The organism is Exiguobacterium sp. BG5(2022) (genome assembly GCF_031844365.1).
In the GTDB taxonomy this organism is placed as follows: Bacteria; Bacillota; Bacilli; order Exiguobacteriales; family Exiguobacteriaceae; genus Exiguobacterium; species Exiguobacterium profundum.
The window spans coordinates 1,182,922-1,205,409 of sequence record NZ_JAUZVB010000001.1 but is presented as its reverse complement, the minus strand read 5'-3'; the positions used below and the strand labels follow the sequence as shown (position 1 = coordinate 1,205,409).

The 22,488-nt window shown below is 46.5% G+C and carries 27 protein-coding genes; 19 read left to right on the top strand and 8 right to left on the bottom strand.

Features of this window, described 5'->3' with window-relative positions; all coding sequences use genetic code 11:
- Positions 1–11: 11 nt before the first annotated feature.
- Entirely contained in the window at positions 12–233 is a 222-nt protein-coding gene (locus tag Q9R25_RS06245; protein ID WP_012726776.1) for a DeoR family transcriptional regulator, read from the bottom strand.
- A 308-nt stretch (positions 234–541) separates the two neighbouring features.
- Here Q9R25_RS06245 and pepV point away from each other — a divergent pair, with 308 nt between their 5' ends.
- The 6 genes from pepV to Q9R25_RS06215 are packed head-to-tail and all read left to right on the top strand — an operon-like array spanning position 542 to position 7,560.
- Positions 542–1,930 carry a dipeptidase PepV gene (gene pepV, locus Q9R25_RS06240; protein ID WP_396136432.1) on the top strand — a complete coding sequence of 463 codons (1,389 nt, stop codon included), beginning with the start codon at positions 542–544 and terminating at the stop codon, positions 1,928–1,930.
- A gap of 59 nt (positions 1,931–1,989) precedes the next feature.
- Positions 1,990–3,141: an MFS transporter gene (locus Q9R25_RS06235; protein WP_311282913.1), complete on the top strand. Its 1,152-nt coding sequence runs from the start codon at positions 1,990–1,992 to the stop codon at positions 3,139–3,141.
- A 5-nt stretch (positions 3,142–3,146) separates the two neighbouring features.
- Positions 3,147–3,722, top strand: coding sequence for an RNA 2',3'-cyclic phosphodiesterase (gene thpR, locus Q9R25_RS06230; RefSeq protein WP_159562557.1), 576 nt, complete (start codon positions 3,147–3,149; stop codon positions 3,720–3,722).
- On the top strand, positions 3,692–4,531 hold the full coding sequence (locus tag Q9R25_RS06225) for an NERD domain-containing protein (RefSeq protein WP_074036458.1): 840 nt from the start codon (positions 3,692–3,694) through the stop codon (positions 4,529–4,531). The genes thpR and Q9R25_RS06225 overlap by 31 nt, the downstream gene beginning before the upstream one ends.
- Positions 4,532–4,550: 19 nt before the next feature.
- A complete protein-coding gene (pulA, locus tag Q9R25_RS06220) occupies positions 4,551–6,716 on the top strand; it encodes a type I pullulanase (protein WP_311282912.1) in 2,166 nt (721 codons plus the stop codon).
- A 43-nt stretch (positions 6,717–6,759) separates the two neighbouring features.
- Positions 6,760–7,560 (top strand): phosphotransferase family protein, encoded by an 801-nt coding sequence (locus Q9R25_RS06215; protein ID WP_311282911.1) that lies wholly within the window; start codon positions 6,760–6,762, stop codon positions 7,558–7,560.
- A gap of 35 nt (positions 7,561–7,595) precedes the next feature.
- On the opposite strand, the gene Q9R25_RS14900 is transcribed toward Q9R25_RS06215, so the two are convergent.
- Entirely contained in the window at positions 7,596–7,706 is a 111-nt protein-coding gene (locus tag Q9R25_RS14900) for a hypothetical protein (protein WP_012726769.1), read from the bottom strand.
- A gap of 138 nt (positions 7,707–7,844) precedes the next feature.
- On the opposite strand from Q9R25_RS14900, the gene trmB reads away from it, so the two are divergent.
- Both trmB and Q9R25_RS06205 read left to right on the top strand, forming a co-directional pair.
- Complete coding sequence (gene trmB, locus Q9R25_RS06210) at positions 7,845–8,492, top strand: tRNA (guanosine(46)-N7)-methyltransferase TrmB (RefSeq protein ID WP_311282910.1); 648 nt, start codon at positions 7,845–7,847, stop codon at positions 8,490–8,492.
- 105 nt (positions 8,493–8,597) lie between these two features.
- Positions 8,598–9,107: a hypothetical protein gene (locus Q9R25_RS06205; protein WP_230872823.1), complete on the top strand. Its 510-nt coding sequence runs from the start codon at positions 8,598–8,600 to the stop codon at positions 9,105–9,107.
- A gap of 38 nt (positions 9,108–9,145) precedes the next feature.
- On the opposite strand, the gene dhaM is transcribed toward Q9R25_RS06205, so the two are convergent.
- The 4 genes from dhaM to Q9R25_RS06185 all read right to left on the bottom strand — a co-directional run bounded on the left by dhaM (position 9,146) and on the right by Q9R25_RS06185 (position 11,499).
- Complete coding sequence (gene dhaM, locus Q9R25_RS06200; protein ID WP_256443656.1) at positions 9,146–9,496, bottom strand: dihydroxyacetone kinase phosphoryl donor subunit DhaM; 351 nt, start codon at positions 9,494–9,496, stop codon at positions 9,146–9,148.
- Between the two features lie 10 nt (positions 9,497–9,506).
- Positions 9,507–10,094 carry a dihydroxyacetone kinase subunit DhaL gene (gene dhaL / locus Q9R25_RS06195; protein ID WP_370148738.1) on the bottom strand — a complete coding sequence of 196 codons (588 nt, stop codon included), beginning with the start codon at positions 10,092–10,094 and terminating at the stop codon, positions 9,507–9,509.
- Between the two features lie 22 nt (positions 10,095–10,116).
- Positions 10,117–11,094, bottom strand: a complete 978-nt coding sequence (gene dhaK, locus Q9R25_RS06190) for a dihydroxyacetone kinase subunit DhaK (RefSeq protein ID WP_074036462.1) — start codon at positions 11,092–11,094, stop codon at positions 10,117–10,119.
- 102 nt (positions 11,095–11,196) lie between these two features.
- The gene (locus tag Q9R25_RS06185; protein ID WP_012726763.1) at positions 11,197–11,499 is read right to left on the bottom strand and encodes a PepSY domain-containing protein; all 303 of its coding nucleotides are present in this window, start codon (positions 11,497–11,499) and stop codon (positions 11,197–11,199) included.
- A 138-nt stretch (positions 11,500–11,637) separates the two neighbouring features.
- Here Q9R25_RS06185 and Q9R25_RS06180 point away from each other — a divergent pair, with 138 nt between their 5' ends.
- Together Q9R25_RS06180 and Q9R25_RS06175 are read left to right on the top strand one after the other, a co-directional pair.
- Positions 11,638–12,711, top strand: coding sequence for a M42 family metallopeptidase (locus Q9R25_RS06180; protein ID WP_214690717.1), 1,074 nt, complete (start codon positions 11,638–11,640; stop codon positions 12,709–12,711).
- Positions 12,712–12,863: 152 nt separating this feature from the next.
- Complete coding sequence (locus Q9R25_RS06175; RefSeq protein WP_214690718.1) at positions 12,864–13,880, top strand: PTS sugar transporter subunit IIC; 1,017 nt, start codon at positions 12,864–12,866, stop codon at positions 13,878–13,880.
- Positions 13,881–13,914: 34 nt separating this feature from the next.
- Here the strand turns inward: Q9R25_RS06175 and Q9R25_RS06170 are convergent, their stop codons facing one another.
- Entirely contained in the window at positions 13,915–14,247 is a 333-nt protein-coding gene (locus Q9R25_RS06170; RefSeq protein WP_012726760.1) for a hypothetical protein, read from the bottom strand.
- A gap of 115 nt (positions 14,248–14,362) precedes the next feature.
- Between Q9R25_RS06170 and Q9R25_RS06165 the strand changes: the two genes are divergently transcribed.
- The 6 genes from Q9R25_RS06165 (at position 14,363) to Q9R25_RS06140 (ending at position 18,849) form a co-directional block, all read left to right on the top strand.
- The gene (locus Q9R25_RS06165) at positions 14,363–14,674 is read left to right on the top strand and encodes a thioredoxin family protein (protein ID WP_159562553.1); all 312 of its coding nucleotides are present in this window, start codon (positions 14,363–14,365) and stop codon (positions 14,672–14,674) included.
- A gap of 6 nt (positions 14,675–14,680) precedes the next feature.
- The gene (locus tag Q9R25_RS06160; protein ID WP_215243807.1) at positions 14,681–15,475 is read left to right on the top strand and encodes a DUF1444 domain-containing protein; all 795 of its coding nucleotides are present in this window, start codon (positions 14,681–14,683) and stop codon (positions 15,473–15,475) included.
- A gap of 54 nt (positions 15,476–15,529) precedes the next feature.
- The gene (ytpR, locus tag Q9R25_RS06155; protein WP_159562551.1) at positions 15,530–16,144 is read left to right on the top strand and encodes a YtpR family tRNA-binding protein; all 615 of its coding nucleotides are present in this window, start codon (positions 15,530–15,532) and stop codon (positions 16,142–16,144) included.
- A gap of 54 nt (positions 16,145–16,198) precedes the next feature.
- Positions 16,199–16,906: a hypothetical protein gene (locus Q9R25_RS06150; RefSeq protein ID WP_311282909.1), complete on the top strand. Its 708-nt coding sequence runs from the start codon at positions 16,199–16,201 to the stop codon at positions 16,904–16,906.
- An 85-nt stretch (positions 16,907–16,991) separates the two neighbouring features.
- The gene (gene murC / locus Q9R25_RS06145) at positions 16,992–18,299 is read left to right on the top strand and encodes a UDP-N-acetylmuramate--L-alanine ligase (RefSeq protein ID WP_159562549.1); all 1,308 of its coding nucleotides are present in this window, start codon (positions 16,992–16,994) and stop codon (positions 18,297–18,299) included.
- Positions 18,300–18,396: 97 nt separating this feature from the next.
- Complete coding sequence (locus Q9R25_RS06140; protein ID WP_012726754.1) at positions 18,397–18,849, top strand: Dps family protein; 453 nt, start codon at positions 18,397–18,399, stop codon at positions 18,847–18,849.
- A gap of 44 nt (positions 18,850–18,893) precedes the next feature.
- Here Q9R25_RS06140 and Q9R25_RS06135 read toward each other — a convergent pair whose 3' ends face one another.
- Positions 18,894–20,006 (bottom strand): aminopeptidase, encoded by a 1,113-nt coding sequence (locus Q9R25_RS06135; protein ID WP_159562548.1) that lies wholly within the window; start codon positions 20,004–20,006, stop codon positions 18,894–18,896.
- Positions 20,007–20,175: 169 nt separating this feature from the next.
- Between Q9R25_RS06135 and Q9R25_RS06130 the strand changes: the two genes are divergently transcribed.
- The 3 genes from Q9R25_RS06130 to Q9R25_RS06120 all read left to right on the top strand — a co-directional run bounded on the left by Q9R25_RS06130 (position 20,176) and on the right by Q9R25_RS06120 (position 22,486).
- Positions 20,176–20,688, top strand: a complete 513-nt coding sequence (locus Q9R25_RS06130; RefSeq protein ID WP_074036477.1) for a DUF948 domain-containing protein — start codon at positions 20,176–20,178, stop codon at positions 20,686–20,688.
- A gap of 25 nt (positions 20,689–20,713) precedes the next feature.
- On the top strand, positions 20,714–21,262 hold the full coding sequence (locus tag Q9R25_RS06125; RefSeq protein WP_159562547.1) for a YtxH domain-containing protein: 549 nt from the start codon (positions 20,714–20,716) through the stop codon (positions 21,260–21,262).
- 132 nt (positions 21,263–21,394) lie between these two features.
- Positions 21,395–22,486: a bifunctional 3-deoxy-7-phosphoheptulonate synthase/chorismate mutase gene (locus Q9R25_RS06120; RefSeq protein WP_074036479.1), complete on the top strand. Its 1,092-nt coding sequence runs from the start codon at positions 21,395–21,397 to the stop codon at positions 22,484–22,486.
- The last annotated feature ends 2 nt before the right edge of the window (positions 22,487–22,488 follow it).

The window sequence follows — 22,488 nt, the reverse complement described above, 5'->3', positions numbered from 1 at the left end:
ACATATACAATTCAGTTTGCCGTCTTGAGTGAACGTTTTGATGAAGTCCACGTGCCACGGCTAGGGCTCTCCACAAGGTTATTGTACTCAAGTACGTTCAAATCACGTTGCACGGTACGTGACGTGATGCCGAACTCTTCTACTAGTTCTGAAGTGGTAACGGATTCCCTTTCATTGATGAACAAATAAATGGACTTGATGCGCGTTAACATCCGATCTGTTGAGCCTTTCATTGGATAACCTCCCAATGTGTAGAATAATGATAAACCATACCTACAGACGACAAAATGAAATATAAAATTGTTATTTTCTAAAATTACACCTTTAGTATACCGCTCTTGAGCAAAAATGCAAGTGGAAAGCACGAACAATCTGTTTGTAAAGATTTGATTATGAACGTAAATATCGAATGAAGATTATATTTTTACATTGAAAAGAAGCTGAAACACGAACGAAAAAAACTTTTCTAAATGAATGTTCGTCTTTCATACATTTGGATATACTAGTAAGGGAGAGAACATTCGCAAAAGGGGAGATGAACATGAATTGGAGACAGGAAGTCGACAATCGTAAAGACGCATTTTTAGAAGATTTGAAAGGGTTACTTCAAATCCCTAGCGTACTCGATGAATCGAAAGCTGCGCCGAACATGCCGTTTGGTCCGGAGGTTCGTCAAGCGCTTGACTACATGTTTGAAATCGGTGGGCGAGATGGATTTAAAACAAAAGACGTCGGAGGTTATGCGGGACATTTGGAATATGGAGACGGGGAGGAAATCGTCGGCATCCTATGTCACCTTGACGTCGTCCCAGCAGGGGAGGGATGGACGTATGGCGCGTTCAACCCGACCATCACGACTGATGGGAAAATTGTGGCACGCGGAAGTAACGATGATAAAGGGCCATCTATGGCTGCATACTACGGGCTACGAATTGTCAAAGAGCTCGGGCTACCACTTTCAAAGCGGGTCCGTTTGATTGCAGGTTGCGATGAAGAGAGCGAATGGCGCTGTGTCCGCGAGTATTTCAAACAAGAACAAATGCCGACGTATGGATTTGCGCCAGATGCGGATTTCCCGATCATCAATGCTGAAAAAGGGTTGTATGATGGTGTGTTGACTCAATTACCGATTCAACGTGTACCAGGTTCTGCCTACCATCTCGTGTCATTCACGAGTGGGGAGCGTCCGAATATGGTGCCGGACTTCGCGAAAGCCGAATTGAAGACGGATGAGGTACTCGAGGAGAAGTTCGAGGCCTATCTCGAAAAATATGAAGCGGACGGAACGTGTGAATACGACCGTGGCACATATACGTTTACGATGAAAGGAAAAGCGGCGCACGCGATGGAACCGGATAACGGGGTCAACGCGGCCTACGTCCTCGCTGGATTCTTGTTACATCTTCCACTTGATATTCAAGGCGAGCGCTATGTTGAATTCGTTCGTCACGTATTCGCCGATTCTCGTGGGATTTCGCTTGGGATTGAAGCGAGCGATGAGACGGGCGACTTGACGATTAATGGCGGTGTCTTCCGATACAATGAAGAAGAGCGTACGGCGACGGTCAACATTCGCTATCCGTATACGGCCAAATTCGAAGAACGGTTACAAAACCTACGTGAAATCGCTTTGTCATTTGGGTTCGAGTTGAAGACCCGTCAACATATGCCGCCTCATCATGTGGCAGAAGATCACCCACTCGTGAAGACACTAGCAGGCGTGTACGAGCGTCAAACGGGAGAACATGCAAACTTGATGGCCATCGGAGGCGGAACGTATGCACGTTCGCTCGAGGCAGGTGTCGCATTTGGCGCATTGTTCCCAGGTGCTAAAGATGTGGCGCATCAGGTCGATGAATATATGGAGATAGAAGATTTATTACGTGCCGCGGCAATCTATGCTGAGGCCATTTACGAGCTCGCTAAATAAGAAACAAGGAGAGCTGGCTGGTATAGTCGGCTCTCTGTCCTTTAGGAAGGAAGTTATCATTGGATTCGCAAAAAAGATTGTTTCAGTCTGTATACGTCGCGATATTCTTCGCGCAAGGGGCATTGATCCCTTATATGACCTTATACTTTTCACAAACTAAGTTTGGGTTGACACCTAGCCAAGTCGGGATTGTGGTGGCCATCTTACCGATTCTATCCATCGGCGTGCAACCATTGTGGGGGATGTTGACCGACCGGACGGGGAGAGTCCGTGCCTGGTTGATTTTGGCGATGCTGAGCGCCGCACTCATTTCTCTCACGTTTTTAGTGGCGACCTCTTACATTTGGATTGTCATACTTATGGTGATTTGGTCCGTTTTCCAATGTGCTCACATCCCGCTTGTGGACATGATGACACTCGACTATACGACGCGGTCGAAAGTTGATTACGGTGCAATTCGACTCTATGGCTCAGCGGGATTTGCCATTGCCGTCTTTGCAATGGGACGAATCTCTGATAGCACGTGGGGACTAGCTAGTACATTCGTGTTGAGTGCTATTTTACTCATCCTTGGCAGCGTATTTGTTCGAATGATTCCAGAGAAAAGTTCGATTCGCGATGTGACGTTGGCGCCGCTCTCATGGACGGCTGTTTGGAACAAACACTTTGTGTTCTTTTTATGTGGTGGGATGCTCGTCTTCGGCCCGATTTACGCGAATAACTATTATTTCGGTCTTTACGTGACGAACAGCGGTGGCTCGACGACGTTGGTCGGAACGCTATTCCTCGTGGCAGTGTTATTTGAAATCCCGTTTATGAAAGTGGCGTCCCAATTGGTTGAACGCTATGGAAACGTCAGCGTTCTTGTCGGGGCGGCTATCATTTCGGCAGTTCGGAACGGGGTACTTGCGTTAGAACCACCGATTTGGGTTGTGTGGCTCCTTGCGATTGCACAAGGTCTCGTCGTTGGACTTTTGATTCCCGTCGCACTTCAATTCGTTCGGACGCTCGTCGATCGGCAAGTTTCCTCGACGGCCATCGGGGTATATATGGCATTGACGTCCGGGCTTGCGACAGCTGGATTTAATATGCTGAGTGGTAAAATCATTGAACTTGACGATATTTTAGGCGTGTTTTGGATGTATACCATCGTCACGGCACTAGGAGCGTTGATTTGGATCGGAATGTCACGTCGCACCCTGAAAGGATGAATGAGATGAGTACGCATTACTTTATTGCGATTCCCATTGAAGCGACTGAATTGGTTGACGTACAGCAAACCATCTTACCTTATTATTCGTATCGAAGAATCTATCGACCGGAAGAGTTCCATATGACAGTGCAATTTTTAGGAAGCGTGGATGGGGATGAATTAGACGAAGTAAAAGAAATCACGCGTAGAATTTGTGAGAAAACATTACCATTCACGTTGGAGTTTCGAGCCATCGACCATTTTGGGCGACCAGATCGGCCCCGCGTTTTGACCATCGTTCCGGATGACTCCGAACCCCTTCAACGGTTGGCGCATACCCTCCGCCATGAACTAGTTGATGTGATTCCAAGATTGGACCGGAAGTCGTTTGTCCCTCACGTGACGCTCGCTAAAAAATGGGGCGAAGGGGAGCGTGTCCCATACGTCCCCCCTGAATTTCACGCGACGGAATCAGTAGAAGAATTAATTTTATATGAAGTACAGCCGACTCATACACCTGCTTACCGAGCAGTAGACGTATTTCCGCTAAGACGGCCAGAGGAGGATATATGGCAATCCCGGTTAAAATTTTTGACGTAATCTCAAAATATGAACGTGATTTATTAGATCAATATAATCGTTATTTGGAATATGTGGAATCCGATACGGCACGTCTACAGCGCCTTCATGAAAACAATCGCTTAAACCCGGTCGAAGTGCTCGAAATTGACCGACCGTGGTGGAAGTTTTGGGCGAAGACGGAACGAATCGAATTGGAGCCGAAGCCGCTCTCTGAATCACAATATCAAAAGTTGTTACGAGAGCGCCGGCATATCCAAAAGCTTCAATTCGCTTGTGAAGGGGTGCTTGAGACAGATTTACCGCATCTGGCGTTTATTCGTGACTTCGCTTATCGTGTGATGCGCACCGATTGGAACGAACGACACTTTTTCTTGTATCGACCGGTCATCGAATGGAATGGTGCGATGGTTGAATTGAGTCATGTCATCGTCGGACCGACGCACCTTTATATCGTAGAATGGCTAGAAGGCGATCGAAGCATCTATCACATATCGAAAGAGAAGACATGGGTTCATCAACCGCTGAAAGGGGAAAATACCCGTGTAGTGAACCCGCTGATTGCATTGACACGGACAGAGGAACTGATTCGTCAAGTTCTACCGCATTATGCGGGCGTGCTACAAAAAGTCGTCATTGCGACAAATGGATATTTTGATAACGTTCCAAGTGTTCGATCGACCCAATATATCGGTCGTAATGAATATACGGAATGGATGAAACAAGTGAACGGTCGTGCACCGATTGTAAAAGCACAGCAGATTCGTGACGTTGCTACCATATTAGAAGTGACTGCCAAGTTGCCGTTTCGTCAATTCATGGATCAGTGATTGAGAGGAAGGGACGCATATGCATCACACACCAGATCAAAAGACCGCCTCACATGTGACCATCGAGAGCGCGTCTTTCGTATCATTTGAGACCATACAACTTGAGATTGTGCGCGAATATGAATCCGTTCCAGTACAAATCGAACAGAATGGACGCCCAGTCGACTATCTCGTCGAGCAACAGTTTGTGACGGAATCCGGGAAGATCGAACAAATCCTACGTTTAAACGAACCAATCTCTTTAGAAACGTTGTACACCGTCTGCCATCCGGGTCATAAGACGACGGTTGTCGTACCACGAGAAATCGTCCGATCAGAGGAATTCGAACGTCGTTTCTCATATGATGGCCCACTCGGCGTATCGTTTACGCCGCACGGAATGGAAGTGACTGTATGGTCTCCGGTTGCTTTATCCATGTGGATTACAGTGCATGATGATACGAATCACAGAGAAATTGAGCGATTTCACATGAACCGCGGCGCACGCGGGGAATGGAGTGGTGAAATACCACAAGCGTTCCAAGGTATGTTTTATCGCTTAGAAGTGAAAACACCGGTCGATACGAGGCAAGTCGTCGATCCTTATGCGCGAGCCGTCAGTTTGAACGGTGAGTATGGCGTACTACAAGATGTCTCACGATTTGTCAATAAACAGGTCGAACGAGCCGCGCGCCCGCCTTTATGGAAGGCAACGGATGCCGTCATCTATGAACTGCACATCCGGGATTTTACAAGCCATCCCTCATCGATGAGTCAATTGAAAGGACTATACGGTGGGGTATCTGAAAAAGGAGTTCGGACGAAGGAAGGCAATAGTGCCGGACTCGACTATTTAAAAGAACTTGGCGTGACTCATGTCCAGTTGCTTCCTGTCCATGATTTTGGAAGTGTCGATGAGACAACGCGTATGCCGTACAACTGGGGCTATGATCCGATTCATTGGTTCGGACTTGAAGGAAGTTATGCCTCAAGACCGGATGTGCCGATGAGTCGTGTGTTCGAATATGCGACACTCGTCTCTGACTTGCATCAAGCTGGTCTTCGAGTCGTTACAGACGTCGTGATGAATCATATTTATATTCGAGAACAATCCCCACTTGAAGCGCTCGTACCATACTATTATTTTCGATACGAGCACGACGGGACGATAGCGAACGGAACCGGTGTCGGGAATGACACGGCGTCAGAACGCTATATGATGCGACGTATGATTGTCGACTTCGTGACGTATTTCGCAACAACCTATCAAGTGGATGGGTTCCGCTTCGATTTAATGGGGATTCATGATGTCGAAACGATGAATCAAGTACGGGCCGCGCTCGATAAGGTTGATCCCTCAATTCTCGTCTATGGAGAAGGGTGGGACTTGGCGACACCGCTTGGACAGTCATTGAAGGCGACGTCACAAAATGCTGCACGCATGCCTCGCATCGGACATTTCAACGATATGATTCGAGATGCGTTGAAGGGGTCGACGTTTAATGACAGGGAACGTGGATTCATCTCCGGGAATGAGTGGCGAGAGTGGGAACTTCGAGAATGTCTTACTGGAGCCGTCCGCATTCCGAACGTAACGGTCGGTCGTTTCCCGAGTCCGACTTATTCCATCAATTATGCCGAAGCTCACGACAACTATACGATCTATGACAAGTTAATGTTGTCTTGTGAAGGAGTCGATGAAACGACTCGTCTTGCCATGCAACGTCTTGCTAATGCGGTCGTCATCACATCCCAAGGCATCCCGTTCATCCATGCCGGTCAAGAGTTTGGGCGGACGAAACAGGGTGTCGAAAATAGCTATAATTCACCCGATCACATCAATCATTTTGATTGGGATCTTCGTGACACACGAATCAAAGACATCGAGTATGTGAAGACGCTCTTAAAGTTACGGCGACTCCATACATGTTTCCGGTATGATTCCAGACAAGAAGTCATTGACCATTTCACGTTTCTCCCATCGCCTCCTGGCGTCATTATCTATGAATTGACGGCCAGTCATTCTTATGATGCGTGGCAACGGGTACGCGTCTATGTGAACGGTACGTTCGACTCGCTTTCATTCGAGAGCGATGCGAAATGGAACGTATACGTTCAAGGAGAAACGGCGAGTCTCGTTCCGCTCGCACGAAACCCAACACACATTCAAGTCGAGTCGTTGTCAATGACGATTCTCGCGTGTTAAGATGTTGATTGTATCTCTTTAATTCAAGTAAGATTTGAGCGTGATGAATATGTATTCAGATATAGTCGGTGCGCTCGGGAAAGAGTGGACAGTCGCTTCAGCCGGAGGCATTACGGGCGAAGCGTATGTAGCGACGACGCGCCAACAGAAGATTTTTGTCAAACGAAATTCTTCTCCGTTTTTGGCGATCTTGTCAGCGGAAGGAATCGTCCCAAAGCTTCTTTGGACAAAGCGAATGTTTAATGGGGACGTGTTAAGCGCCCAACAATTTATCGAAGGCCGCGAACTTTCACCAGAAGATATGAAACGACCTGATGTCGCGGCGCAACTCGGAAAGATTCATAACTCGAAAGAGCTATTATTCATGTTGCAACAGCTGAACCACACACCGGTGACGCCGCACTTGTTGCTCCGTCAGTGTGAGGCATATGAACAAGATGAAACAGACCCAATCATCGGAGAAGCCATTCAATGGCTAAAACACCATTTTCCAAAAGTCGACGAGCAAGAATTCGTCGTCTGTCATTCTGATTTAAACCATAATAATTGGATTGAGGATGAGAGCGGCCTACTCTACTTGACGGATTGGGATGATGCGATCATTGCAGACCGCGCGTTCGATTTGGCGATGGTTGTATATAGCTATATGGATGAAGTGGAGTGGGAGCGCTGGTTCTCTCATTACGGGGTACGTGTCTCGAGTGAGCTCCATAATCGAATGCATTGGTATGCAATCGCCCAGACGATTTTGACAATCTATGGGGAAGAGAATGACTCTGCGCGAACTGAAGGATTTCATGTATTACGTGAGCTGATGGACGAGGCGTACGAACGAATCAATTAAAAGGGATGGCTGTTCGCCACCCCTTTTTGAATGTGTTAAATGTCATCTGGATTCATAAAGTAAGCCCAAACGAACGTTGCGATGACACCAGCAAAAAACGTCAGTGGAGCTGCATAAAAAATAAGGAACTGATCTAAAGTACTCATTGTATTTAACCTCCTTGTGAAGGATGATTCACGTTCATTAAACTATGATTTCGTGTATAATCGCAAGAGGACTGCTCGTCCGTAACGTGCATATTCCCATTAAACTTGAACATTTGATGAACGAAAGGTAGGATTTTCATGCGTTTACGACATAAGCCTTGGGCAAAAGAATATATGGAAGCTCAAGAACATGTATTTATTCAACATCCTGAACAGTTGAAAGGTAACTGGAGCACTGAATTCGGGAATGACCACCCGCTCTTTATCGAGGTCGGTTCAGGAAAAGGACAATTTATTTTAGGGATGGCGAAACAACACTCGGATGTGAACTTCATTGCGATCGAGTTGTTTGAGAGCGTAGCCGTTTCCATCGTACAAAAATTAGTCGAAACCCCGATGCCGAACGTGAGAGTATTGACGGTCGATGCGAAACGACTCGTCGACTACTTTGAAGCGGGGGAAGTCGATCGCGTATACTTAAACTTCTCCGATCCGTGGCCAAAGACACGACATGCAAAACGACGTCTAACGTATAAGACGTTTTTGGCGACATATGAGGCGATTCTTCCGAAAGCAGGAGAGATTCATTTCAAGACGGACAACCGTGGATTGTTTGAATATTCGCTTCAGAGTATGAGTCAATACGGGATGTTCTTCACAGAAATTTCACTAGATTTACATGTCAATGAACCAGAAGATAATATTCGAACAGAGTATGAAGAGCGCTTTAGTGCGCTCGGTCAGCCGATTTACCGAATGGAAGCCGTATTCCGTCCGAAAAATTGACACGCTTTTTTCTTATTTTAATAGTATTTTCTTCACACTTTTTTCTTTCTTCTTGGTACAATAGGAATGACGCTAAACTGGAATAAGAGAAGGGGGAACATGGGGATGTTGAAAAAAGCATGGGCAAGCCTGCTTGCAGTAATCTTCATTCTAACAATCGCACCAATGAATACCTCAGCGAACGAAGCGTTCTTAGACGCTCTCGAAGAGGATTTGAAAGCAACGCATTACGACTATAAAGAAGGAACAGCTGAAATCATCAAAGAAGAGACGCTTCGCCATTCAAACGGCAACGAAGTCATCGCGGCTGTCGTAGAGCTCGATACGATTCGTGATGGGATCTTCATCACACGTAAAACCGAGTACCATTACTTTGATGCGACAGACAACAAGATTCTTACATCAGCGGATCTCGTAGAAGTAGAAGGAGCCTCAGAGTTTGCGGACGCGAACATCGACATGCTCGGTCAACAGATCGTCTATTGGTTACCGGTATTGGTCTTGCTTCTATTGATTGCGATTCCAGCACTCATTTTGTTCTTGGTTGTACCACGTTTCTATTCAACAAGTTCATATATGAATGCCGTATATGAAAAGAATGACAACCCAAGATAAGACATGAAAGTACCCCGTTCAAGAGAACGGGGTACTTTTTACTGTTGTTTTAACTGTCCGACGATATCAGTTAGTGACATCCCATTTCCTGAAGAAACGGAGGCGATGAAGGCACTCTCGACAATTGGACCATCGAAAAATTCGACATGTTTGTCACCTTCGTACATATCGATGGCGAGTTCCGCATTCATTGTCGCCGATCCGATATCACTGAGGAGAAGTGCTTCTCCTTCGACCTGATCGAGCGCTGATAAGATGCGATTCACGTCCGTTCCGATAGCGCCATCCTCAAGGCCACCAGCTAGATGAATGGGCACGGACGGTGCCATTTCCTTCATCAAATCTTGGATGCCTTCCGCAATTTTTTCGCTGTGCGAGACGATGATCAATTCAACGATGTCAATCGACCTCCTTCATAATCGCGGCCAAAAGGATTGAGCTAGAAAGGGCACCCGGATCAACGGTTCCGCGAGAGTTTTCTCCGAAATAAGAGGCTCTTCCTTTCGTGGCCACCATATCTTCTGTTTTTTGGACAAGTGCGTCTAATTTCTGTTTATAATCTTCCCCTTGTTGGACTTGCTCGAGGAACGGGTCCCACACGTCGACCATCGTTTTTTGGCCGACTTCCGATTTCCCTCGTGCTTTGATAGAATTCGAACCTTCCTGAAGTGCCTCCTTGAGTAAGCCAAAGTCCGCTTCGGTCGCATCCCCGAACTTGTTTGCCATCTTCACGAAAGCTGAACCGTATAAAGGTCCGGCCGCACCGCCGACTTTCGACATGAGGGTCATCCCGACCTTTTTACTAAGTGCTCCAAGAGAATCATAATCCTCATCTAAAATTGTAGAGACCGCATCAAAACCACGAGACATGTTGATCCCATGGTCACCGTCGCCGATGGCCCGGTCTAAATCGGTCAACGTATCCTTTTGCTCTTCGATGCCAACTTGTGCGTCGCGTAACGCCTGTTTCATCCGATCAATCGTCAACATAAACCAAACACCTCATTTATTAAATTTTGAATCCGAGTGCTGCTGAAGGAGCGTCGAGATACGTCGTCATCTCATCATCGAGAGGGAGTAACGTGATGGAGAACCCATGCATCTCGAGTGAAGTCATGTAGTTACCGACATACTTTCGTTTGAGGGTATATCCAGCAGCTTCAAGTTTTTCTGCAACGAAATGATACGTCACATACAGCTCAGATAGTGGCGTTCCACCCATTCCATTCACCATGACGGCAACTTCTCCTGGCTCGACTTCTTTTTTCAGGTGACTGAGGAGGTCGTCGACGATTTGGTCGACATCACTCGTCGGTTTCCGTTCAACACCTCGTTCCCCGTGAATCCCGATGCCAATCTCCATCTCTTCCTCGTTCAAGTCGAACCCAGGTTTACCGCTCACCGGCATATAACAAGGTTCGACTGCCATCCCCATGGAGCGAACATGAGACGCTACCTTCTCGGCGATGGATTTGACTTCTTCGAGTGACTTCCCGCTAGCAGCGGCAGCTCCCGCGATTTTATGGACGAAGACGGTTCCGGCAACCCCTCTGCGATCTTCTTTGTTCGAAATGGCGACGTCATCTGCGACGACGACGTGGTCGACTTTGATGCCGTCTCCTTCGGCCAGTTCTGCGGCGAGCTCAAAGTTCATCACGTCGCCGGAATAGTTTTTCACAATCAAGAGAACGCCGTTTCCACCGTCAGCTGCTTTGATTCCTTCAAGCACCATGTCCGGAGTAGGAGAGGTGAACACTTCCCCACAAACTGCCGCATCGAGCATACCGTCCCCGACATATCCGGCGTGTGCTGGCTCGTGACCACTACCGCCTCCAGAGACGAGACCGACTTTTCCAGACTTCGCTCCGTCAGCCCGACAGATGACATTCACACCGTCGACTCGACCATACACTTCAGGATGGGCATGGACCATCCCTTCAACCATTTGCGATACGAGTTCACTTGCTTCACCGATTAGCTTCTTCACGCGAGATCACTCCTTTTTTAAATTGAAAACTACCAATTTCAATTTTCCACTCTTTCAAGGGAACTAAACAAAAAAACCGACGAATCATTCGTCGGTTTCGTATCATGCATATTCGAGTAATGCGCCAGTCTCAGAGTCGACTGTAAACTCATATGTTTTCTCTTCATCGTTCTCAAGAACCGAGATGCCACCTTTGTAGACGTCGTATTCACGGCCGTCGTATGTGTAGATCTCCGGTGATGCAGAAATCCATGCCCCTTGGACATGACCTTTTGCTGAGAAAGCACGTTTTGTGTACTCTAACGCGTTTTCTGCAGATAAGCTACGTTCATCTAAAGCTTTTTTCGTCATAAGTGCGGCAATGACGGCAACCCCGATTCCAATAAACCAATACCTTTTTTTCATATGACTACCTCCCCTTGAACTATGGCTATCATGTACATCGTACCAAAACCTGTACCCGAATGGAATGAAAAGCATTCGCATCCTGTCAAAACTTTTGTATATAATGAGACAAGAACGGTTAGGAAAGGATGATGAAAGATGGATCAGAAGACGAGAGATTTATTTAAGACGCTAACAGAACTTCCAGGAGCTCCTGGGTTCGAGTCTGAAGTTCGTCAATTTGTACGTGGACGAATTGAACCCCATTCAGATGAGATTGTCACGGATGGCATCGGATCAATTTTTGGGAAACGTGTCGGAGATGAGTCGGGACCGAAAGTCATGGTAGCCGGACATATGGATGAGGTCGCTTTTATGGTGACACGGATTACCGAGAACGGCATGCTTTACATACAACCACTCGGTGGCTGGTGGAGCCAAGTGCTCATGGCACAACGCTTCGACATCATCACGTCGAACGGTAAAATCCCGGGTGTCGTCGCTTCGACACCGCCTCATTTGTTAGGACCAGATGCGATGGGTAAGCCGATGGACATCAAGCAGATGTTTATCGACATCGGAGCAGATTCTAAAGAAGAAGCAGAGTCATGGGGTGTACGTCCAGGGGTCCCTGCTGTCCCATCGAGCGCATTCACCCCACTTCATCACCCGAAAAAGATTATGGCCAAAGCTTGGGACAACCGTTATGGCGTCGGTCTTGCGATTGAATTGTTGGAGGAAACGACAAAAGCCGATCACCCGAACATCTTGTTCTCGGGTGCTACCGTACAAGAAGAAGTCGGACTACGTGGAGCGCAGACGGCATCTGAATTGATTCAGCCAGATGTGGCACTCGTACTCGATGCTTCACCGGCAAATGATGCCTCAGGGAGTAAAACGGAGTTCGGTCAGCTCGGTGAGGGAGCTTTGATTCGAATTCTAGATCGCGTCATGATCATGTCTCCTGAAATGCGTGATTTCTTACTCGATACGGCTTCAGACGAAAACATTAAAACACAATATTTCGTCTCACCAGGCGGTACCGATGCGGGGCGCGTGCACATGAGCGGAGAAGGGGTGCCGACAGCCGTCATTGGCGTCGCATCTCGTTATATCCATACACATGCTTCAATTCTTCATACAGATGACTATGATGCAGCAAAAGCGTTACTCAAAGCGTTAGTCAAGCGACTTGATCGTTCGACACTTGAAACGCTACGTCCATCTCGTTAAGTCAAACATTCCGTTCACTCGAAAGATGAGTGAACGGTTTTTTTTTGTGGATATTCTTGCTATTTCATGAAAACGTCTTATACTGATAAAGGTGTTTATACATGTATATTACTTATGACAAGACACTTGTATAAGGGTAAGGAGGATATGTTATGTTCAAGAAAAAAGGAATCTCATTGAGCCCGTCGCTTTATTTTGTGACCGCGCTAAGTTATATGGCACTAGGTTTGTTTAGTACATTAATCATCGGTCTGATCATGAAAACAATCGGAGGTCAGCTCGAAGGGACGACGTTCACAGGGATGAGTGCCACATTGATTCAAATCGGGGATGTTGCCATGAGCTTGACCGGACCGGCAATCGGGATTGCCATCGCCTATGCGCTAGAGGCGCCACCGCTCATTTTGTTTTCTGCGCTCGTTGTCGGGGCATTTGGATATGAGTTCGGCCCGGCAGGAAGCTACGTTGCGACAATTCTTTCGGTCGAAGTCTCAAAACTCGTCTCTAAATCGACGAAGCTAGATATTCTAGTGACGCCGTTCACTACGATTGCCGTAGGCTATCTCACAGCAACGTATATCGGCAAGTATGTCGGCCTGTTCATGACGCAACTCGGTGGTTGGATTGAATGGGGGACGGAGCAACAGCCGTTGTTCATGGGAGTGGTCGTCGCGACATTGATGGGACTTGCGTTAACGGCACCGATTTCAAGTGCTGCCATCGCATTGATGCTCGGTTTGAATGGGATTGCCGCTGGTGCAGCGACTGTCGGTTGTGCGGCTCAGATGATCGGGTTTGCCATCACGAGTTATCGTGATAACGGAGTCGGTGGGGCGATTGCTCAAGGGATTGGCACCTCGATGCTTCAAGTCGGGAACATTGTGAAAAACCCTTGGATTCTCCTTCCGCCGACAATGGCCGGTGCTGTATTGGCACCAATCGCGATTCTGTTGTTTGAACTGGAAAGTGTCGCTGCGGGGGCGGGCATGGGAACAAGTGGGCTTGTCGGTCCAATCGTCATGCTCGAAACAATGGGCTTTACTTGGTACACCTTTCTCGTCGTCATTGGTTTCCTCATAATCGGACCAGCTCTATTGAGCTACGCGGTATACGCAGTCTTGCGAAGAACCGGTCGGATTCAACCGAATGATTTAAAAATTGATTACTAAAGAAGAGCAACGTTTCGAGGAACGTTGCTCTTTTTCATCCAATTCCGAACCACATTTTCACGGACTCAACCGTCTCACGAGGGACGCGGAAACTGATTAAGAATAACATGAGCACAATCACGTAAATGGGGATCAAGAAACGCTTTCGAACGATGGGTAAGTGACGTGCCAATTTCTTGAGATATTTTTCGAGCACATAAATGACGGCGAAACCGACAACGAGCCAAATCAAGATCTCTAGTCTCGTTTTATCAGTGTCAATAAACAAGTAGCCGTATCGCAAAATGGCAAGCATTCCAAATACACCGACCATCTGTTCAAGAGGGTGCTTCATTTCAGGGTTTAACGTTTCGCGTGTTAATTTCATTCAGCTTCACCTGTTTCAACTAGTTTCGGCTTTGATTATAACAAACAGCAGAGCAGAATGTGTGACTTGACTTATGCTATTATAAGTGAGGAAAAAACGAACAGGAGTGATAATCATGAAACGACTATCCACAATGGCAGAATATATGGAAGCAAAAGAAGCGAAAAGTGTCCTTATGTTTTCAGCGACATGGTGTGGGGATTGCCGATTCCTTGACCCATTCATGCCAGAAATCGAAAAGAAATTTGAAGCATGGACGTTCTATTACGTCGATCGTGACGAGTTCATGGAACTTGCGCAAGAACTTGATGTTTTTGGCATCCCAAGCTTTGTTGCGTTTGAAAATGGCAAAGAGGTTGATCGCTACGTCGGTCGTGAACGGAAGACGCCGGAACAGGTTGAAGCTTTCTTGAACGGATTAGGGTGAGTCTTCATGGAACGGAATGAGCTAAGACGTTATCTAGAATCGCATTTTAATGAGGAATACCGTACTTCTTACGACCGTGAGAATGAGGTGCTGCGCGTCGAACGAAAATCTGACCGTTTTGGGGTCAATATTCGCCTTGCGCCGATTGTAGCAAAGGCTAAGACACGCGGTACGGTTGCCGTCGATGAAGTCATCGAGTATATCGAATCAGCGATGAAGGCGGATGATCACATCTCCCTCACGGGAAATGAAGATGCCATCTATCCGGTCATTCGTTCGAACTCTTTCTCGAAGACGACAAAAAATGGAGAAACACTTGCATTCACCCCGCACACGGCCGAGACCGCTATTTTTTATGCGCTGGACCGCGGGAACGGGTATCGATTGATTGAAGAACGGCACCTTTCGGATGAGATGACGCTCGACCGCATCGAACGAATCGCCCGTGAGAATGTGAAAAAACTACCGACCGAGATGAAGCAAGACGAAGTGGCTGGGAATCCCTTCTACTTCTTATCAACTCGCGATGGCTACGAGGCGTCTCGTGTGTTAAATGATGAGTTTCTCCGGATGATGGAACGACGGATTGAAGGGGATATGCTCGTCGGTGTCCCACATCAGGATGTGATGATCGTTGCGGACATTCGAAATGACCAAGGGTATGATGCGATGCAGCAATTGATGTTTGATTTCTTCACAAATGGTCGGATTCCTATAACTGCACTCGCCTTTCACTATGAGGCGGGGGAACTTGAACCGATTTTTATTGTCGGAAAAAAGACCCCGCCATCGAACACATAATCTGATAAAATAAGTGAGATGAGTTTGAAAGAAGGGACGTAGGAACGTATGCAAATGAATGTGTTTTACAACCGAGAAGGAATCGGTGATGTACTCATGGTGTTGTTGAAAGAAGGAGAAAGACATCATCAATCTGTCGAGCGGACGGGAGATGTGGCAATCGTCAAGTCAGCAGACGGGGAAGTGAACGGGTACAACCTGTTTCAAGCGAGTCAACATGTTGATGTGACAGGATGGAATGGTCCGGTTGAGTTGACAGTAGGATTAGTGGAACAGTTGCAAAGCATCTTGAATGACAACGGGATTGAAGAGGACTTTTCGTGGGTTGACGTGACACCGAAGTTTGTCGTAGGTTATGTCGAAAGCGCAGTGAAGCACCCGGACGCTGACAAATTGTCGATCTGCCAAGTTCAAATCGACCAAGGGACTGTTCAGATTGTATGTGGCGCACCTAATGTAGCAACCGGACAAAAAGTCGTTGTCGCAAAACCGGGTGCGGTGATGCCGACTGGTTTGATTATCCGTCCATCTGCACTCCGCGGTGAGAGTTCACACGGGATGATTTGTTCTGCCCGTGAATTAAACCTTCCGAACGCCCCGCAAGAAAAAGGAATTTTAGTATTAGATGACGAATATGAAGTAGGTACAGCATTTAAAATCGGTCGCTAAATTCGACCGATTTTTTGTTAAATATGGATTGAGTGAAAAAGCGAGGAATCAAGTATGGATGCATATGAACGTTCACTGAAGCAACAAGCAGAGCGAATCAAACGAGAACTGTCGAAAGAAGGACAAAAAGGTTCCCCTCCGCCAAAGGTAGAGGTAACCGAGGAATTTATTCCGTCAGACGTCCCGTCACCGATTTATGGATATGCTCGTCCGAAACCAAAGATTGTCCTTCCGGTCGAACACTCTCCTGAAACGAGAGATGCGTATGATTCAGCGATGGAATCTACTCATTCTGCGACGGAAGAGCTGAACCGAGAGTCATCTACTGAAACCGTCTCTGAACCTGAATGGAGTGAAGAGTCCAACGAGCTGATTTCCGGGGAAATTGAAATTGAAGACAAATCGATTCTTGGTGAAGTTTCGATTCTTGATAATGGCTTTTCATCTGTTTTTATGCAATCAACAGATTTATCTCGTTCAAAAAAGGAGACAGTCGTGGAGGCTCAACAAGATGCCACTCCTCAAACTGACCTAGATATTGATGGATTGGCGGAACAAATTGGTCCGTCGATCGAGCAGATTGCAGAAACATTACAAACACCATCTGAACAGCAAGGAATGCCTTCTGACACAGATTTGACACCAGCGGTTCAAGTCTCATTTAAAGCGGATCAACCGCCTGTGAATGTGATGATGACGCCAAAAGATCGGATGGCGATGTACCGTAGCCGACGACTTGCACAAAAAAACAATAATCTGTAATAGCACGATTCTGTGAGTTTTGCTATAATGACAAAGGTTTGTCGCATTTTGACGAGCCGCAATGAATTAGGGGGGCTATTTACAGATGAACCGTTATCACTTCGTCGGAATTAAAGGAACGGGCATGAGTCCTTTAGCTCAAATTTTATTTGATATGAACAATGAGGTCCGTGGATCGGACGTTGAAAAAGCATTTTTTACAGAAGAAGCATTGAACCGTAAAGGGATTGAAATTTTGCCATTCGATCCTGAAAATATTTCGGAAGACCAAATCGTTGTACAAGGAAACGCGTTCAGTGATGATCATCCAGAAATCGTGCGTGCACGTGAACTCGGATTGACGATTTATAAGTATTACGAGTTTTTAGGTGAACTCGCGAACCATTACACGAGCGTCGCCATCACTGGGTCGCACGGGAAAACGTCAACGACGGGATTACTTGCACACGTAATGCGTGGAATCGAACCGACATCGTTCTTAATCGGCGATGGAACGGGAGAGGGAGTGGCGGATTCGAAGAACTTTGTCTTCGAAGCTTGTGAGTACAAACGACATTTCTTATACTACCGTCCAGACTACGCGATTATGACGAATATCGACTTTGACCATTCGGACTATTTCTCTGGTCTTGATGATGTCATTGACGCATTCCAAGAAATGGCGAAACAAGTGAAGAAAGGAATCATTGCTTGTGGCGATGATGAAAATCTTCAACACATCCAAGCAAACGTGCCGCTCGTCTATTACGGTTTCGGGACGCACAATGATTTCCGTGCTGAACAGGTCACATCGACAGAAAATGGAACGACATTTGATGTCTTTTTACGTGATGACTTCTACGGGACATTCCGGATTCCTGGATATGGAGACCACAGCGTGTTGAATGCGCTTGCCGTCATTGCGACATGTGACTACGAGAACTTGCCGAAAGAATTGGTAAAAGAACGTCTTGAAACGTTCAACGGTGTAAAACGCCGATTCAGTGAATCGATGTTAAACGATCAAGTGCTTGTCGATGACTATGCGCATCATCCGCGTGAGATTAGTGCAACGGTAGAAGCAGCTCGGAAAAAGTATGGCAATCGAGAAGTCGTTGCAATCTTCCAACCACATACGTATACACGCTTGAAATCATTCATGGACGACTTTGCGACGGCATTGGCCGAAGCAGACACTGTCTATTTATGTGATATTTTCGGTTCAGCACGTGAGCAAGAAGGGACGGTCACCATCGAAGACCTTCAATCACGAATCGAAGGAGCACATATCTTAAAACGTGGTGGTACAAGCGTGTTACGCAACCATGCCGATGCCGTGCTCTTATTCATGGGTGCCGGTGATATTCAAACGTATCAGCGCGAATATGAAGAAGTTGTAAAACTTGAAGCGTAAGTGTGAAAGGGAGACGAAAGTCTCTCTTTTTTATGTTTAGCCATCCAAAATCTCGGTAATAGTAGTATCGATGAATATGACAAAGGAGATGTTAGGAATGGCTAGTCAAGTTGCACTCAACACCTTAAACAAAGAAGTAGCGAACTATGGATTGCTGTTTGTAAAACTTCATAATTATCACTGGTATATTAGTGGACCGCATTTCTTCACGTATCATGAAAAACTAGAAGAACTCTATAATTTAGTGGCAGAACTCTACGATGATGTGGCAGAACGACTCCTTATGAATGACGGCGAACCATTTGCGACGATGAAAGAGTATCTCGAACATTCAACGTTAAAAGAAGGCGATCGTCATGCCGAGACAGATCAGATGATCAAAGATATCATCAGTGACTTCAAACAAATCCGTCAAGAGATGCAAGATGCGATGGAGAAATTTGAGGACGGCGATGAGGCGATTGAAGATACATTCGTTTCTCATATCGAGCGACTCGAAAAAGAAATTTGGATGATGTCTGCCGCCCTCGGGAAGAAAACAAAATTATAAATATAAAGAATGGTGCACCTGAAAAAGGCGCACCATTCTTTATATTATTTCAAGTTTTCTGGATTGAGCGGAAGCAACGCATCGATGACGAAACGTCCATCTTTTCGGATGAGCAAATCGTCGAACCAGATTTCGCCGCCACCGTAATCCGGGCGCTGGATGTTGACGAGATCCCAGTGGACAGATGAGTTGTTGCCGTTATAAGCCTCATCATACGCTTGACCAGGTGTGAAATGGAAGCTTCCATCAATTTTCTCATCGAAGAGAATATCCTTCATTGGATGTTGGATGTATGGGTTCACACCGATGGCGAACTCACCGACATAACGCGCACCTTCATCCGTGTTGAACACCTCATTGATCCGTTCTGTATCGTTCGCTGTCGCATCTACAATCTTCCCGTCTTTAAACGTCAACTTCACATTCTCGAACGTGAAGCCTTGATATGGAGATGGCGTATTGTATGTGATGACACCATTGACCGAGTCTTTGACCGGTGCTGTGAACACTTCACCGTCCGGAATGTTCATCTGACCAGAACACTTGATGGCTGGGATATCTAAAATCGAGAATGAAAGATCGGTACCTGGTCCTTTCAATGTCACGCGATCTGTCTTATTCATTAACTCGACTAGCGCATCCATCGCACGGTCCATTTTTCCGTAATCGAGTGTACAGACATTGAAATAGAAGTCTTCGAACGCTTCTGTCGATTTTCCAGCGAGTTGCGCCATCGATGGAGATGGATAGCGGAGAACGACCCATTTCGTTCCTTTAACACGGTCTTCGGTATGCATTTTCCCAAGTGTGGCACCGACAAGTTTTTGCTGTTCGCTTGGAACGTCTGACAACTCGTTAATGTTATCACCAGCACGTAAGCCGATGTAGGCATCCATTGCTTGCATCTGTTTACGTTCGATGTCGGCCATCAGTTCGAGTTGTTCACGGCTTGCGCCTGTATACAACTTACGTAAGATACGGCTCTCTTTTAAGAGAACGAAAGGATGTCCCCCTGCTTCGTATGCCTTTTCGACGAGTGCTTCAACGAGCGACTCTTCGACGCCGAAGTTCTCAATTAATACCTTTTCCCCCGGTTGTAGCTTGACGGAATAATTGATTAAACCGTCAGCTAATTGTGTAATTCTTGGATCTCTCACACGATCACCCCTAATTTTTTTTATGAATTTCTATTTTAGTGTAATCGAAAACACAAAAACGGGTAAAGGAATAATCAGACCGAATGGCGAAAACGGTTGTAGCAAATCTTTTCAGTCATAATGGTGCTATAATGAAACAAGAAACGATTGAATAGGAGGAATGGATTGAATGGAGATCACATTAGGAGGCATCGCTGGGCTAATTGCGGCGCTCGCGTTTGTCGTACTCGTCATCTTCTTGGCGCGTGTCTTGTCGAATGTAAATCGTACACTCGGAAGCGTCGCCAATACGACCGAAAATTTAGAACGCCAGCTCGATGGAATCACGATGGAAGTGACGGCGCTCTTACATAAGACGAACCGTCTCGTAGACAACGTCGAAGAAAAAACAGAATTGCTCGCACCTGTCGCTCATGCGCTTGATGAGCTAGGGACATCATTGAACGAGGTAACCGAGTCTGTTCGTACCGTCTCGACTTCTGTCCATTCGGCAGCGGACGAAAACAAAGAACAGATTGCGCAAGCCGTCCGATGGGGATCGGTTGCGGTCGAATTGTTCAAGAAGAACAAACCTGAATCTTCTACTACAAAAGAACGTCCACGTCGTCGCACACGACGCGAGAAGAAAGCAGAAACACCTGTATCACCTGATTTGATTCAAACGGATGATACGATCAAATAAGTTAATCTCGGGGAGGAACTCACACATGACAGACCAAAAGCAATCAACAGAACAGAATCAATCAAGTAGCGGATTTTTGACGGGTGTCATTCTCGGAGGGATTGTTGGAGCGGCAGTCGCGTTATTGACGTCTCCGAAAAACGGACGTGAAGTACGGACGTACCTTGATGAGAAGACGTCAACATCGCGAGAGCGCCTGACTGTCAAATCGAAAGAGATGCGTGAGAAAGCAGAACCGGTCGTCGGGGAATGGATTAAAGTGGCGAGCGATAAGGCGGCACCTGTCCTCAATATCGTAAAAGATAAGGCACGCGAAGCTGCAGAATTGAAGCAACAAATCGATGAAGATGAGCTTTCGATTGAAGAGGCGATGGAAAAAGCAGATCAACTCGTTGCGGAAGCAGAATCGGAAGTGAAGGAACAGATGGACCGCGCGGCTGAAGAAGAAAAGCCATCGAACGCATCGGATTCAGAGTCTGACGATTCGCTCGAAGCACCTGTCAATGAGTTGCTCGACGAGGAATCGAAAGAAGAACTAGAAGATTTAAAGAAAGACTTAAAAAAAAATGAGTAATTCGTAAGGACCGAATGGATTCGGTCCTTTTTTGGTGATTTTGTGTCGTAGAAGGTTTCCTTATGACAAAGCGCACAAAGTTCGATATAATTAGGAATCTGGAAAGAACGGCTTAGGAATGAGAGGGAAACTATGAGTCCACAAGATCAATTGAATCGATTACGTCGAGAAATGGATGAATTGAACCATGAAATGCTCGACTTGCTTAGTCGGCGCGGTACACTTGCCGTCGAAATTGGAAAAATTAAACGTCTTCAAGGTGTCGAACGTTATGATCCGGTCCGAGAGCGAGAGATGCTTGATTTTATTGCCGCATCAAACCAAGGGCCGTTTGAAACGTCACGTCTTCAACATATCTTTAAAGAAGTCTTTAAAGCGTCTGCTGAATTACAAGGAGAAGATCGAGATAAAACGCTTCTCGTTTCGCGTAAACGTCAACCGGAAGACACGTTGGTCCATATGAAAGATGTGACGATCGGAAACGGCCGTCCACAATTGATTGCAGGACCATGTGCCGTAGAGTCTTTCGAACAAGTGAATGCGGTCGCAGAAAAGCTTGCATTGTCTGGTGTTAAAATCATGCGAGGCGGTGCTTATAAACCGCGTACGTCACCTTACGATTTTCAAGGCTTAGGTTTTGAGGGATTGAAACTGTTAAAGACGGCAGCTGACCGACATGACCTACGAGTCATCACAGAAATCATGACTCCTGGCGCAGTGGAATCGGCGTTACCGTATGTTGACATCATTCAAGTCGGAGCTCGCAACATGCAGAACTTCGATTTGTTAAAAGAAGTTGGGAAGACAGACAAACCGGTCTTGTTGAAGCGCGGATTATCCGCTACAATCGAAGAGTTCATTTATGCGGCAGAGTACATTATGGCGAGCGGGAACAGCCAAGTCATCTTGTGCGAGCGGGGAATTCGAACGTATGAACGTGCGACACGCAATACGTTGGACATTACCGCTGTGCCGATTTTGAAGCAAGAGACGCATCTGCCTGTTATGGTAGACGTCACGCATTCGACCGGTCGTCGTGATTTATTGTTGCCAGCTGCAAAAGCGGCCCTTGCAATCGGAGCTGACGGTGTGATGGTAGAAGTGCACCCGAATCCGGCGATCGCCCTCTCGGACGCGCAACAACAATTAGACTTCGATCAATTCGATCAATTTGTGGAAGGACTCACGGTCCAGTTTCCCCAACTTGATTTGGTGAAAAAGTAAGC